The organism is Actinomadura parmotrematis, from assembly GCF_019458805.1.
Lineage (GTDB): Bacteria > Actinomycetota > Actinomycetes > Streptosporangiales > Streptosporangiaceae > Spirillospora > Spirillospora parmotrematis.
The window spans coordinates 320,286-333,329 of record NZ_JAIBOA010000003.1 but is presented as its reverse complement, the minus strand read 5'-3'; the positions used below and the strand labels follow the sequence as shown (position 1 = coordinate 333,329).

The following is a 13,044-nucleotide window of genomic DNA, read 5'->3' as shown; positions in this document are numbered from 1 at the left end:
CCCGATCCGGCTTTTGTCCCCGTAGCGGACCCGAACGGGATTCGGCCATAGTGGGGCGATGCGTGCTGTGCGGTGTGCGGAGCTCGGGACGGTCGCGGTCGCGGACGTCCCCGAGCCCGAGGCGGGACCGGGCCAGGTCGTCATCGGCGTCGAGGCGGCGGGCGTCAACTACGTCGACGGGCTGTTCGTCCGCGGGCGGTACCAGATCAAGCCGCCGCTGCCGTTCGTCCCGGGCGGCGAGGTGGCGGGGACCGTCGTCGCCGCCGGACCGGACGTGACGTCGCCCGCGGTCGGGACGCGGGTGCTCGCCATGTGCGGGCTCGGCGGCTTCGCCGAGCGGGTCGCCGTCCCGGCATCCGCCGCGGTCCCGCTGCCGGAGAAGCTGGACGCCGTCCGGGCGGCGACGTTCACCCAGAGCTACTGCACCGCCCTGTTCGCGCTGCGCACGCGGGCGCGCCTGGCGGCGGGCGAGCGCGTCCTCGTGCTCGGCGCGGGCGGCGGGACGGGCCTCGCCGCCGTCCAGGTCGCCAAGGCGCTCGGCGCGCGGGTGCTGGCGGCGGCGTCGTCGGAGGAGAAGCGGGCGCTCGCGCTCGCGGCGGGCGCGGACGCGGTGCTCGACCCGGCCGGGGACGTCAAGACCGCCGCCCGCGAGTGGTCGGGCGGCGGCGTGGACGTCGTGTACGACCCCGTGGGCGGGGCCCTCGCCGAACCGGGGCTGCGCGCCCTCCGCGAGTTCGGCCGCTACGTGGTGATCGGGTTCGCGTCGGGGACGATCCCGTCCCTGCCGCTGAACCAGGTGCTGCTGCGCAACCGCAGCGTCGTCGGGGTGGACTGGGGGGCCTGGGCGCTGTCGGACGGCGCCGGCCAGCTCGCCCTGCTGGAGGAGCTGCTCGGCCTCGTCGCGGACGGCGCCCTCGCGCCGGTCGCGCCCACCGCCGTCCCGCTGGAGTCGGCCGGGCGGGCGATGGACGACCTGCTGGGGCGCCGCACGGCGGGCAAGGTCGCGCTCGTCCCCTGATCAGGCGGCGTGCCGGGCGTCCTCCTCGACGTCCCCGCGCACGGAGATCGCCGGCAGCCGGTGCCTGACGGGCGCGTCGGCGGCGCGGCGGAGCAGGCGGCGCTCCTCGGGCGTCGTCCCGCCCCAGATGCCGTCCGGCTCCCCGACCCGCAGCGCCCAGCTGAGGCAGGCGCCGACGACGGGGCAGTGCCCGCAGACGGCCTTGGCGCGCTCCTCCTGCTCGCGCAGGATCGGCGCGGCGTACCCGATGGGGAAGAACAGGTCCGGATCGGCGCCACGGCAGATCGCGTGGTCGCTCCAGTGTTCCTCGTTGGCGTGTGGGTTCGGCATGACATCTCCCTGCGACGGTCCGCGCCGGCAGTTCGGGGGTGGGGCATCGGTCCACTCAACGTAGTACTACGAAGCGTAGTACTACAAGTCATGGTGACCAATGAGGCATTTCGTCCGGATAGCCTGTTGACGTGCGGCCAGTCGAGAACGTGACCTTTCGCGAGGCGACCCGAGACGACCTGCCCGAGATCGTCCGGCTGCTCGCCGACGATCCCCTGGGCGCCACCCGCGAAACCCCGGGCGAGGTGATCCCGGACGCCTACTTCGCGGCGTTCGCCGCCATCGAGCGCGACCCGAACAACGCGGTGGTCGTGGCGGAGGTCGACGGCCGGCTGGCCGGCACCCTCCAGCTCACCTACATCCCCGGCCTCACCTACACCGGCGGCGAGCGCGCCCAGATCGAGGGCGTCCGGGTCGCCTCCGAGCAGCGCGGCCGCGGCATCGGCCAGATCATGATCACCTGGGCGATCGACCAGGCCCGCACCCGCGGCTGCCGCGTCGTCCAGCTCACCACCGACCGCCAGCGCCCCGACTCGATCCGCTTCTACCAGAAGATCGGCTTCCGCCCCTCCCACATGGGCATGAAGTACCACCTCAAGGACGACTAGGTCCCGGACGGATACGCGAATTCGGGTATCCGCCCGGGGTGGCCGCCCGCATGGTCACCTCTGGCGTGGTCGCCGACGCCACGCTGGACCCCGCCGGGGGCGCCGCCGGCTGCTTCCCGGGGGTGCTGGAGAGCGGCGGGGAGGAACGGCGGCCCGGATGCAACGGGGATGCAACCGGGGGGCGGGCAGGGTGGGGGCGGAGGGCGGACGCGTCCGCCCTCCGCCGTGCGGTCGCCCGTCCACTGGCCGGCCGGGACGCAACGGCGCGGATCGTTCGCACCGGGCCCGTGCTGCGGGCAGGGAGATCGCGCGTCCTCTGGTCCCGGCGCCGGGCGCAAGGCGGGGACCGCGCGGCCCGCGGCGTCGGGTAGCGTGACGCGCGTCCCGGCCGGTGATCATGGTCGGGGCGGAGGGCGCTCCTCCGGGACGGTCGCGCGGTGGCGGTCCGCGGGAGCCGTGGGGAGGCGACCGTGGGGATCGTGGAGCGGCTGCGGGCGGCCGGGTGCGTCTTCGCCGAGGAGGAGGCGGAGCTCATCCTGGCGACGCCCGGCGACCACGAGGCGATGGTCGCGCGGCGGGTCGCGGGGCTGCCGCTGGAGCACGTGCTCGGCTGGGCGGAGTTCCGCGGGATCAGGGTGCGCGTCGATCCGGGGGTGTTCGTGCCGCGGCGGCGGAGCGGGTTCCTCGTCGAGCGGGCCGCGGGGCTGGCGCGGGCCGGGGACGTCGCGGTGGACCTGTGCTGCGGGTCCGGGGCCCTCGGGGCCGCGCTGCGGGCCGCGGTGGACGTCGAGCTGTACGCGGCCGACATCGACCCGGCGGCGGTGCGCTGCGCCCGGCGGAACGTGCCCGGCGAGGTCTTCGAGGGCGACCTGTTCGCGCCGCTGCCCGAGACCCTGCGGGGGCGGGTGCGCGTGCTGCTCGCCAACGTCCCCTACGTGCCGAGCGGCGAGGTGGCGTTCCTGCCCGGCGAGGCCCGCGACCACGAGGCGCGCGTCGCGCTGGACGGCGGGCACGACGGGCTGGAGGTGCTGCGCCGCGTCGCCGCCGAGGCCGGGACGTGGCTCGCCCCCGGCGGCCACCTGCTGACGGAGGCGAGCGACCGGCAGGCCGCCGTGGCGGTGGACGTGCTGGAGGCGGGCGGCCTGGAGGCGCGGATCGCCCGTTCGGACGAGCTCGACGCCACCGTCGTCATCGGCACGAGGACCGCGTGAAGCGCCGGGAACAAGGACGGGGGCCGGGCCGTTACAGGTGATGGTCGGTGTGCCTGGTGTCCCCGGGCCTCACCTATCGCCTTCACGGAATACCGTCCGGCTGGAGCCGTGTTGAGCCTTTCGCCGAGAGGCGACCCACACACCGACCTTGACGTGACAGACGGGCGCCCCCGCCACAGGGGGCGCCCGTTCTGCGTTTCAGAGGCGGATGCGGGCGAGCAGGCGCAGGGCGCCGGGCGAGACACGTGAGATGAGGCGGGCCAGGTGCGCCTCGGGCGTGACGGGCTGGACGGCCTTGTTCGCGCGGACGGCCGCCACGATGCGTTCGGCGACCTGGTCCGGGCCGTAGTTGCGCAGCCCGTACGCGCGGACGGCGCGCTTGCGCTGCTCGTCCTGGTCGTCGGCGGACAGGCCGACGAAGGACGTCGTCCGCGTGATGGCCGTGTTGACGATCCCCGGGCAGACGGCGGTGACGCCGATGCCCTCGGACGCCAGCTCGGCGCGCAGGCACTCGGTCAGCATCAGCACGGCCGCCTTGCTGGTGCTGTAGGCGGGCAGCGTGCGCGACGGCATGAACGCGGCCGCGGACGCGGTGTTGACGATGTGGCCGCCCTCGCCGCGCTCGACCATCAGGCGCCCGAACAGCCGCGAGCCGTGGATGACGCCCCACAGGTTGACGCCGAGGAGCCGCTCCCAGTCCTCGGTCGTGTGGTCCAGCAGCGACCCGGCCATGCCGATGCCCGCGTTGTTGACGAGGACGTCGGGCGCGCCGATCTCGGCGGCGAACTTCTCCATGGCGGCGGCGTCGGACACGTCCACCTCGTACGCGCGCGCGGACGCCCCGGCGAGCGCGGCGGTCTCCTTCGCGGCGGCGCCGTCCAGGTCGGCGGCGACGACGCGGGCGCCGCGCCGCGCGAAGGCGAGGGCGGTCGAGCGGCCGATGCCCGAGCCCGCGCCGGTGACGACGACGAGCCGGTCGGCGAAGTCGGCCGGGGACGTGCGGCGCAGCGGCTCGATCGCGCCCGTCACCTGGTCGATGTGCTCGGCGACCAGCCGGGCGACGAGGTCTGGGCGGGCCGCCGGGATCCAGTGCCGGCCCTGCACGCGGCGGATCCACAGGTCGGACGCGTGCGGGCGGGCCGCCTCGGCGATGGCGGGCGTGACGAACGGGTCGTCCTCGGGAATCACGAGCTGGACCGGGACGTCGGTGCGCCGTTCGCGCGGGCGCGCGAGGCGGTCGGGGACGTTGGCGCGGTACAGGTTGACGCCGTGGGCGCCGTCGGCGGGCAGCGTCGGCCCGAAGTCGGCGCCGCCGTCCATCAGGGACAGCAGGCGCCGCCCGGCGCCGGTGCGCCACGACAGCTCGGGCACGACGGGCGTCTGGAAGAAGGCGATGTACCAGGAGTGCAGCGCCTGCCGCAGCGAGCGGGCCGGGTGGAAGCCGCGCGTCCAGTGCCCGACGTGGTCCAGCGACGGCCCCGAGATCGAGGTGAAGGACGCGAACCGATCGGGCATCGTGCAGACCGCCTCCCACGACTGGATGGAGCCCCAGTCGTGGCCGACGAGGTGGACCTTCTCGCCGGGCGCGGCGGCGTCCAGCACGGCGCGCATGTCGGCCGTGAGGCGGTCCAGCCGGTAGGCGGCGCGCCCGGACGGGCGGGACGAGGCGCCGGCGCCGCGCACGTCGTAGGTGATGACGCGGAACCGGCCGGCGAGGCGGTCCGCCACGCCGTCCCAGACGCGGTGGGTGTCGGGGTAGCCGTGGACGAGCAGGACCGCCGGGCCCGCGGTGCCGCGCCGCTGGACGGCGAGGTCGGCGCCGTCCCCGCGAACAGTATTGGACATGCTGTTAATTAAGGCGGCGGACCGGGCGCCGGGTCAACGCCGCGGCACCGTGACCGCCGTTACACAGGACTCGAGCCGCGCACTTCGGGGCAGAGAACCCGGAGGGACCGAGAACTCTGGCGGCACGGACATGAAGGAGTGCGGTGTGAGCGACGAGCACGTGGAGATCGAGCGCAAGTACGACGCGGACGCCGGTTTCGCCGTCCCCGACCTGGACGGCCTGCCCGGCGTGGCGTCCGTCGGGGAGCCCGAACGCCACGAGCTGCACGCGTCCTACTTCGACACCGCCGGCCTCCGGCTCGCCGCCGCGAAGATCACCCTGCGCCGCCGCAAGGGCGGGACGGACGCCGGCTGGCACCTGAAGCTGCCCGCCGCCGACGGCAACCGCTTGGAGATCCACGCGCCGCTCGGCAGTACCAACCGGCCGCCGAAGCGCCTCGCCGACCTCGTCGCCTCGGTCGCGCGCGGCGAGCCGCTCCGCCCCGTCGCCACCCTGGACACCGCGCGCACCACCGTCCTGCTGCTGGACGAGGCGGGGCGGCCGCTCGCCGAGATCGCCGACGACCTCGTCACCGGCCGCGACCTGCGCGAGACGAGCGCGGTCGTGTTCACGCCCGAGGACGGCGCCGAGACCGGCGGCGCGGACGGCGCGCTCCGCTGGCGGGAGGTCGAGGTCGAGCTCAAGGGCGGCTCCCCCGACGTGCTGAAGGCGGTCGGCAAGCGGCTGAAGAGGGCGGGCGCGTCCCGGTCCGGCTCGGCGTCCAAGCTGTCGCGCGTGCTCGCGACCGAGGCCGACACCACCCGCGCCGACATCGCCGCCCGCGCCGGGCGCGCCGATGCCACCGCCGGGGACGCGGTCGTCGCCTACATCGCCGCCTACCTCGTCCGGCTGCTGGACCACGATCCGCGCGCCCGGCAGGACGCCGACGGCGCCGTCCACCAGATGCGGACCGCCGCGCGCCGCATCCGCAGCGCCCTGCAGAGCTACGAGTCCCTGTTCGACGCCGAGCGCACCGGTCCGCTGAAGGACGGCCTGAAATGGCTCGGGGGCGACGTGCTCGGCGAGACCCGCGACCTGGAGGTGCTGCGCGAGCGGTTCACCGGGCGCCTCGCCGATCTCGGCGAGCCCGAGCCCGCCTGGACGGCCGCCCTGCCCCGCCAGCAGGCGGCCGCGCACCGCAAGGCGATGCGCGCGCTGACGTCCGAGCGCTACTACGAGCTGCTCGACGCCCTGGACGCGTTCGTCACCGATCCGCCGTTCCGCAAGAAGGCCCGCAAGCCCGCCGCCGACGTGCTGCCCGGGCTCATCCAGAAGTCCTGGTGGCGGCTGGAGCGCAAGCACGCCGCCATCACCGGCGCCGACGACGCCGATATCGCCCGGCACGAGACCCGCAAGGCCGCCAAGCGCGCGCGCTACGCCGCCGAACTCGCCGAGCCCGTGCTCGGCAAGCCCGCCAAGCGGGCCGCCAAGCAGGCCAAGCGCGTCCAGACGGTCCTCGGCGACTACCAGGACGGCGTCGTCGCGCTGGAGCGGCTGCACGCCGTCCGCCCGAAGACGAGCGGCGAGGCGTTCGCCACGGGCGCCGTCTACGGCGTCGAGCACTGCCGCGCCGGCGTCGCCAAGCAGCGCCTCGCCGACCTGTGGACGGGCCTGACGGTCCCGATCTTCTAGCGCGGCTGGTGGCGCTCCAGGGCGGCGATCGTGTCGCCGGCGATGTGGGCGGCCCAGAACCAGCCCTTGCGGAGCGAGGGGTCCTCGGGGACCTTCTCGCCGAGGTGGCGGCAGAGGCCGGCGACGAGGTCGGCGACGATCTCGCCGTGCGTGCAGACCACCGTCGGGACGCCGTCGGCGACCAGGTCGAGCAGCCGCTCGCAGGCCCGCCCGGCGGCGGTCGCGCCGACGGTGAACGCCGGGTCGCCGTCCAGGCCGGCGCCGGTGCGGCGGGCGAGCGGCAGGACGGTGTCGACGCAGCGCGCGGTGAGCGACGACACGATCCGCAGCGGCCCGTAGGCGGGCAGCAGCCGCGCCAGGGCGGCGGCGTCCGCGCGGCCGTGCGGGTCGAGGGGGCGCAGCTCGTCGGGCTCGGCCCAGCGCCGCTTGTCGCCCGCCGGGGCGTGCCGCACGATGACCAGCGGCCGGGTGGCCGCGGGGCCGGCGGCGAACTCGCGCAGCAGGTCGACGTCGTGGGAGTGGCTGAGCCGGTCCTCGGCCGCGGGGACGCTCAGCCAGTCGAGCCGGTCGACCTCGTCGTTCGGCACGAACCGCGGCAGGGCCGCGGCCTCGGCCCGCGCCGCCCAGTAGTCGACGCGCTTGACGCGGCCGTCCTTCAGGTAGGTGCTGGCGGGCAGCCGCCGGCCGAGCCGCGGGACCACCCCGGTCTCCTCGGTCACCTCGCGGGCGGCGGCCCGCAGGACGTGCTCGCCCGGCTTGACCTTGCCCTTCGGGAACGACCAGTCCCCGTACCTGGGCCGGTGCACGAGCGCGACCTGCACGCCCGCCCCACCGTCCTCGCCGCCGTCCCGCCAGAGCACCGCCCCGGCGGCGCGGATCGCGACCGCGGCCTCATCCATCGACGGTCCTCCACCGGCGGCTCTTGACCAGGTAGGTCTGGATGTCGCGGAGCGGCTCGCCGGGCGGACCCGGGTGCCGCGTCCAGGTGCCGTCGGCGTCCAGCCACCAGGAGCCGGTGGTGTCGTCCATGGCGCGGTCCAGCAGGTCGACGAGCGCGTCGCGCTGGGGGCGGTCGGACACCGTGACGAGCGCCTCCACGCGGCGGTCCAGGTTGCGGTGCATGAGGTCGGCGCTGCCGATCCACACCTCGGCGTCGCCGTCGTTGTCGAACGCGAAGATCCGCGAGTGCTCCAGGAAGCGGCCGAGGACGCTGCGCACCCGGATCGTCTCCGACAGGCCGGGCACGCCGGGCCGCAGCGCGCAGATGCCGCGCACCCACACGTCGACCGGGACGCCGTCCTGCGACGCCCGGTACAGGGCGTCGATGACGACCTCGTCGACCAGCGAGTTGCACTTCACCCGGATGCGGCCCGCGCGGCCCGCCCGCACGTGCCCGGCCTCGCGCTCGATCCGCTCCACGAGGCCGTTGCGCAGGCTCTGCGGCGCGACGAGGAGCCGCTGGTAGCCGGACTGGCGCGAGTAGCCGGTCAGGTGGTTGAACAGCGCGCTGACGTCCTCGCCGACCGCGGCGTCGGCGGTGAGGACGCCGAGGTCCTCGTAGAGGCGGGCGGTCTTCGGGTGGTAGTTGCCGGTGCCGATGTGGCAGTAGCGGCGGAGCACGCCGTCGGCGTCCTGGCGGACGACGAGGGCGAGCTTGCAGTGCGTCTTCAGCCCGACGAAGCCGTAGACGACGTGGCAGCCGGCCTGCTCCAGCTTGCGCGCCCAGGCGATGTTGGCGCGCTCGTCGAAGCGGGCCTTCAGCTCGACGACCACGACGACCTGCTTGCCGGCCTCGGCGGCGTCGATGAGCGCGTCCACGATCGGCGAGTCGCCGCTGGTCCGGTAGAGCGTCTGCTTGATCGCCAGGACGCGGGGGTCGGCGGCGGCGTCCTCGATGAGGCGCTGCACCGAGGTGGTGAAGGAGTCGTAGGGGTGGTGCACCAGCACGTCGCGGTCGCGGATCGCCGAGAAGATCGAGGCGTCACCGGGGATCGTGTCCTTGGCCGGGACGAACGGCGGGTACTTCAGCTCCGGGCGGTCCAGGTCGGCGATGTCGGCGAGCCCGGCGAGGTCCAGCGGGCCGGGCACCCGGTAGATCTGGCTCTCGGTGATGGCGAGCTCCTCGGTGAGCAGCTCCAGCACCTCCGGAGAGATCGACTGCTCGACCTCCAGCCGGACGACGGGCCCGAAGCGGCGGCGCAGCAGCTCGCGCTCCAGCGCCTGGAGGAGCCCCTCGCTGACGTCGTCGTCGATCTCCAGGTCCTGGTTGCGGGTGACCCGGAAGGCGTGGTGCTCCACCACCTCCATGCCGACGAACAGCTGCCCGAGGTGGGCGGCGATGACGTCCTCCAGCGGGGTGAACCGGTCGGCGGAGGCCTCGAAGAAGCGCGGCAGCACCGGCGGGACCTTCACCCGGGCGAACATCGTGGCCTCGGTCTCCGGATCGCGGACGATCACCGCGAGGTTCAGCGAGAGGCCGGAGATGTAGGGGAAGGGGTGGGCGTTGTCGACGACGAGCGGGGTGAGCACGGGGTAGATCCGCTCCCGGAACACCCGGTGCAGCCGCTCCTGCTCGGTGTCGGACAGGTCGGCCCAGCGCAGGATGTGGATGCCCTCCGCGCCGAGGGCGGGGCAGACGTCGTCGCTGAAGGTGGCGGCGTGCCGGAGCATCAGCTCGTGCGCGACGGTGGCGGTGCGCTCCAGCACCTCGCGGGGCTGGCGGCCGCTCGCGGCCTGGACGGCGAGGCCGGTCGCCATCCGGCGGGCCAGGCCGGCGACGCGGACCATGAAGAACTCGTCCAGGTTGCTGGCGAAGATCGACAGGAACCGGGCGCGCTCCAGCAGCGGCAGGTCGGGGTCCTCGGCCAGTTCCAGGACACGCTGGTTGAACCGGAGCCAGCTCTCCTCCCGGTCGAGGAAGCGGTCGTCGGGCAGGGGCTCCACATCGTGGGTGAAATGTCCTGGATTGACGCTCATGACGTAATCATTCCCGGCGAAGGTGAACGGCAGTCGAACGGGCGGGACTCGACCGCGGGTCGGACGGTGCGGCGGCTACCTCCGATCATGCCCCGTGCCGGGTCGAACATTCGGCGCGGAACGGGAAAGACGCCTGATCATCGGGCCGCGGCGGCCGGGACGGCAAAGGCGTCGGCACGGAACGGTGCAGGCGGGGGCACCGTCTCGGCGGCGCCCGTTAGGCCGCCCCGACCGTGGGTACGGCACGGTTCCAGTAACACGGGAGGACGCGATGACCGATCGACAGGGTACGGACCTGGCCGGCGTGCCGACGGCCGACCTGATCAAGTCCCTCAGCGAGCGGAGCGCCGAGCTCGTCCGCGAGGAACTGCAGCTCGCCCAGCTCGAGCTGAAGACCAAGGCGACGCGGGCGGGCAAGGCCGCCGGCATCCTCGGCGGTGCCGGTCTCGTCGCCCTCTACGGCGGCGGCGCGCTCGTCGCCACCCTCATCCTCGCGCTCGCCGCGGCGCTGCCCGGCTGGGCCGCCGCGCTGATCGTCACCGTCGTGCTGTTCGCGGTGGCGGGCGTGCTGGCGCTGGTGGGGAAGAAGAGGATGGCCGCGGCCGCGCCGCCGAAGCCCGAGCAGGCAGTGGAGAGCGTCCGCGAGGACGTCCAGGAGATCAAGAGCAGGGGACACCGGTGAGCGACGACGCGGAGCGGGAGCTGCGGGAGCAGCGGGAGCGGATCGAGCGGACCCGCGGGGAGCTGGGCGACACCATCGACGAGCTCGCCGCGCGGGCCGACGTCAAGGGTCGCGCGCAGGACAAGGCGCAGGAGCTGAAGACCCAGGCGCAGGACAAGGTGACCGAGATCAAGGAGCAGGCGCAGGGCAAGGCCGGCGAGCTGAAGGCGCAGGCGCAGGCCAAGGCCGCGGTCGCCAAGGACAAGGCCGCCGAGACCCGCGCGCAGGCGCAGGTCAAGGCCGTCGAGGCCAAGGAGAAGGCCCGCGAGAAGGCCCCCGACCCGGTCGTGCACGCGGCCGAGGAGGTCGGCAGGCGCCCGAAGCCGGTCGCCGGCGCGATCGCCGGGGCCGTCGCCGCGGTGCTGGTGGTCCGGCAGCTGCGCAAGCGCCGCGCCGCCAACCGGTCGCCGCTGGTGAAGGCGGCCGACTTCGGCCGCGACGCGGGCCGCCGCGCCGGCCGGAAGGCGACCAAGGCGAGCGCCAAGGCCACCAAGGCCGGCGCGAAGGCCACCAAGGCGAGCGCGAAGGCCGGCCGCAAGGCCGACAAGGCGGGGCGCAAGGCCGCGAAGGCCGCGCGCAAGCGGGCCCGCCGCTAGACATCGCGGGGCGGGGGCCGGGACAGGCCATCGGAACCCGCCGGTGCCTTCACCGGGCGCGCGGTCGCGGGTAGAACCAGATCGTGACCCCTCATGAAGCCTCCCGGCCCCCGCTCACCGCGATGAGCTGGCCCCGCTGCACCGTCGCGCACGGCTGTACCGGGCGCGCCGCAGGACCGTTCGACGGCTGCGTCGCGCACCTGCGGCCGGAGCAGTTCCAGCGGCTGCTGGCCGGGCTGCGGCCCGGCGCCGACCTGGACCTGCGCGGCGTCACCGTCCCGCCCGGCCCGCTGGCGGCGCTGCTTCGCGCCGTCACCGGGCCGGACGGGCGCCCGCACCTCGGCCGCACCCGGTTCGAGGGGGCGCTGCTGCCCGCCCGGACGTCCCTCGCCGGGGCCTGCTTCGAGGGCGACGCCTCCTTCGACGGCGCCGGATCCGTCGGCGGGATCTCCTTCTTCGGCGCGCACTTCCTCGGCAACGTCTCGTTCCGCGGCGCCCGGTTCGCCGGGAACGCCTCCTTCCACGGCGCCCGGTTCACCCGGCACGCGTCCTTCGAGGAGGCGGTGTTCGGCGGCGACACCCTGTTCGGCGAGGCCGTCTGGGACGCCGGGGCCGCCTTCGACCGGGCCGTGTTCATGGGCGCGGTCACCTTCGACCGCGCCTCCTTCGCCCGCGACGCGGCGCTGCGCGGCGCCTGCTTCGGCGGGGCGCTCTCCTTCCGCCGCGTCCAGGTCGGCCGGCACGCCCGGTTCGAGCGGGCGCGGTTCCGGCACGACGTGCGGCTCGGGCCGCTCGCCGCCGCCGAGCGCGTCGAGCTGTCCGGCGTCACCGCGCACGGCGCCCTGCACGTGCACGCGGCCGCCGGGGACGTCTCGGCGCGCGGCGTCACCGCGCGCGGCGCCGGCGAGTTCCGGCTGCGCGGCGCCGACCTCGACCTGGAGGGCGCCGCGTTCGGCGGGCCCCTCACCGTCCGCGCCCTCGCGCACCCCCTGTCGGGCGTCCGCGAGCCGGCCCGCCCGGACCGGGACGCCCCGCCGCCCGTCCGCGTCCTGTCGCTCCGCGGCGTCGCGGCGGAGGGCCTGACGCTGGCGGACCTCGACCTGTCGCGCTGCCGGTTCCTCAGCCCGGTCCCGGCGGGTCCGCCCGCGCCGGCGGGGCTCCGGCTGGACGGCCGGTGCGCGTTCGCGACCGTCCGCTCCCCCTGGCGCCGGCACGGGCACGCCGTCCTCGCCGACGACCACCGGCGGAGGCGCGCCCACGACCGCTCCTACGACCGGCGCCTCGCCGTGCTGTACCGGCAGCTCGAACGCGCCGCGGCGCCCTCCGACGGCGCGCTCGCCCGTGACTTCCGCTACAGCGCGCTGGAGATGCGGCGGCGCGGCGAGGCCGCCCCGTGGCGCCGCTGGCTGCTGCACGCGCTCTGGCTGAGCTGCGGGTACGGGCTGCGGGCCGGGCGGACGCTCGGCTGGCTCTCGGTGATCGTCGCGCTGGCCTGCTGCGGGGCGGCGCTGGCCGGGCACCCCGCGCACCGCACGACCGCGCACCCCCGCGCCGCGCGGCCGTCTACCGTCCCGTGGCATGAGCGATGAGGAGCCGTCCGACGGGCTGTTCGCCTACGGGACACTGCGCTTCCCCGAAGTGCTGGAAATGTTGCTCGGCCGCGTTCCCGAGATGGCGCCCGCGCGCGCCGCGGGCTGGCGCGTCCGCGCCCTGCCGGGCGTCGTCTACCCGGGCCTCGTCGCGGATCCGTCCGGCGTCGCCGAGGGCGTGCTGATCAGCGGCCTGGACGCCGCGGAGACCCGGCTGCTCGACGCCTACGAGGACGCCGAGTACGACGTGGCCGTGCTGCCCCTGGACGGGGGGCGGCGCGGCCGCGCCTACCTCTGGCGCGGGGCGGCCGAGCCGTTCGACTGGGACGCGGCGCGATTCGCCGAGCGGGAACTGCGCCGCTTCGTCGATTCGGTGCGGCCGTGGCGGCTCGCCTTCGAGTGACCGGAAGATGATCGACTAACCGCCGGAAGGGCTCCGGGAACGGCGGCTCGAAAGTATGTGCGGCTTGTTTTGTCA

At 75.1% G+C, this 13,044-nt stretch carries 12 protein-coding genes; 8 read left to right on the top strand and 4 right to left on the bottom strand.

Annotated features, from left to right (window positions below):
• The first annotated feature begins 58 nt into the window (after positions 1 to 58).
• Positions 59 to 1,018, top strand: coding sequence for an NADPH:quinone oxidoreductase family protein (locus tag K1Y72_RS06665; RefSeq protein WP_220164245.1), 960 nt, complete (start codon positions 59 to 61; stop codon positions 1,016 to 1,018).
• On the opposite strand, the gene K1Y72_RS06660 is transcribed toward K1Y72_RS06665, so the two are convergent.
• Entirely contained in the window at positions 1,019 to 1,348 is a 330-nt protein-coding gene (locus K1Y72_RS06660; protein WP_220164243.1) for a WhiB family transcriptional regulator, read from the bottom strand. It abuts the gene before it with no gap.
• Between the two features lie 149 nt (positions 1,349 to 1,497).
• Between K1Y72_RS06660 and K1Y72_RS06655 the strand changes: the two genes are divergently transcribed.
• Both K1Y72_RS06655 and K1Y72_RS06650 read left to right on the top strand, forming a co-directional pair.
• The gene (locus K1Y72_RS06655) at positions 1,498 to 1,956 is read left to right on the top strand and encodes a GNAT family N-acetyltransferase (protein ID WP_220164499.1); all 459 of its coding nucleotides are present in this window, start codon (positions 1,498 to 1,500) and stop codon (positions 1,954 to 1,956) included.
• Positions 1,957 to 2,426: 470 nt separating this feature from the next.
• A complete protein-coding gene (locus K1Y72_RS06650) occupies positions 2,427 to 3,167 on the top strand; it encodes a putative protein N(5)-glutamine methyltransferase (protein ID WP_220164241.1) in 741 nt (246 codons plus the stop codon).
• Between the two features lie 198 nt (positions 3,168 to 3,365).
• Here the strand turns inward: K1Y72_RS06650 and K1Y72_RS06645 are convergent, their stop codons facing one another.
• The gene (locus K1Y72_RS06645) at positions 3,366 to 5,012 is read right to left on the bottom strand and encodes an SDR family oxidoreductase (RefSeq protein WP_220164239.1); all 1,647 of its coding nucleotides are present in this window, start codon (positions 5,010 to 5,012) and stop codon (positions 3,366 to 3,368) included.
• A gap of 145 nt (positions 5,013 to 5,157) precedes the next feature.
• On the opposite strand from K1Y72_RS06645, the gene K1Y72_RS06640 reads away from it, so the two are divergent.
• On the top strand, positions 5,158 to 6,684 hold the full coding sequence (locus K1Y72_RS06640) for a CYTH and CHAD domain-containing protein (RefSeq protein WP_220164237.1): 1,527 nt from the start codon (positions 5,158 to 5,160) through the stop codon (positions 6,682 to 6,684).
• Here K1Y72_RS06640 and K1Y72_RS06635 read toward each other — a convergent pair.
• Together K1Y72_RS06635 and K1Y72_RS06630 are read right to left on the bottom strand one after the other, a co-directional pair.
• Positions 6,681 to 7,583, bottom strand: coding sequence for an NUDIX hydrolase (locus K1Y72_RS06635; RefSeq protein WP_220164235.1), 903 nt, complete (start codon positions 7,581 to 7,583; stop codon positions 6,681 to 6,683). The genes K1Y72_RS06640 and K1Y72_RS06635 overlap by 4 nt on opposite strands.
• Entirely contained in the window at positions 7,576 to 9,660 is a 2,085-nt protein-coding gene (locus tag K1Y72_RS06630) for an RNA degradosome polyphosphate kinase (RefSeq protein ID WP_220164233.1), read from the bottom strand. The genes K1Y72_RS06635 and K1Y72_RS06630 overlap by 8 nt, the downstream gene beginning before the upstream one ends.
• Before the next feature lie 271 nt (positions 9,661 to 9,931).
• Between K1Y72_RS06630 and K1Y72_RS06625 the strand changes: the two genes are divergently transcribed.
• The 4 genes from K1Y72_RS06625 (at position 9,932) to K1Y72_RS06610 (ending at position 12,969) form a co-directional block, all read left to right on the top strand.
• On the top strand, positions 9,932 to 10,342 hold the full coding sequence (locus K1Y72_RS06625) for a phage holin family protein (RefSeq protein ID WP_220164231.1): 411 nt from the start codon (positions 9,932 to 9,934) through the stop codon (positions 10,340 to 10,342).
• Positions 10,339 to 10,977, top strand: coding sequence for a DUF3618 domain-containing protein (locus tag K1Y72_RS06620; protein WP_220164229.1), 639 nt, complete (start codon positions 10,339 to 10,341; stop codon positions 10,975 to 10,977). The genes K1Y72_RS06625 and K1Y72_RS06620 overlap by 4 nt, the downstream gene beginning before the upstream one ends.
• Positions 10,978 to 11,060: 83 nt before the next feature.
• Positions 11,061 to 12,566 (top strand): pentapeptide repeat-containing protein, encoded by a 1,506-nt coding sequence (locus K1Y72_RS06615; protein ID WP_220164227.1) that lies wholly within the window; start codon positions 11,061 to 11,063, stop codon positions 12,564 to 12,566.
• Positions 12,556 to 12,969, top strand: coding sequence for a gamma-glutamylcyclotransferase family protein (locus K1Y72_RS06610; protein ID WP_220164225.1), 414 nt, complete (start codon positions 12,556 to 12,558; stop codon positions 12,967 to 12,969). Before K1Y72_RS06615 ends, K1Y72_RS06610 begins: the two co-directional genes overlap by 11 nt.
• The last annotated feature ends 75 nt before the right edge of the window (positions 12,970 to 13,044 follow it).

What these genes read in the sequence shown, in the direction of transcription:
- K1Y72_RS06660 (WP_220164243.1), bottom strand. Translation starts at nt 1,348, where the DNA reads ATGCCGAACCCACACGCCAACGAGGAACACTGGAGCGACCACGCGATC.
- K1Y72_RS06630 (WP_220164233.1), bottom strand. Translation starts at nt 9,660, where the DNA reads ATGAGCGTCAATCCAGGACATTTCACCCACGATGTGGAGCCCCTGCCC.
- K1Y72_RS06610 (WP_220164225.1), top strand. Translation starts at nt 12,556, where the DNA reads ATGAGCGATGAGGAGCCGTCCGACGGGCTGTTCGCCTACGGGACACTG.
- K1Y72_RS06645 (WP_220164239.1), bottom strand. Translation starts at nt 5,012, where the DNA reads ATGTCCAATACTGTTCGCGGGGACGGCGCCGACCTCGCCGTCCAGCGG.
- K1Y72_RS06625 (WP_220164231.1), top strand. Translation starts at nt 9,932, where the DNA reads ATGACCGATCGACAGGGTACGGACCTGGCCGGCGTGCCGACGGCCGAC.
- K1Y72_RS06635 (WP_220164235.1), bottom strand. Translation starts at nt 7,583, where the DNA reads ATGGATGAGGCCGCGGTCGCGATCCGCGCCGCCGGGGCGGTGCTCTGG.
- K1Y72_RS06665 (WP_220164245.1), top strand. Translation starts at nt 59, where the DNA reads ATGCGTGCTGTGCGGTGTGCGGAGCTCGGGACGGTCGCGGTCGCGGAC.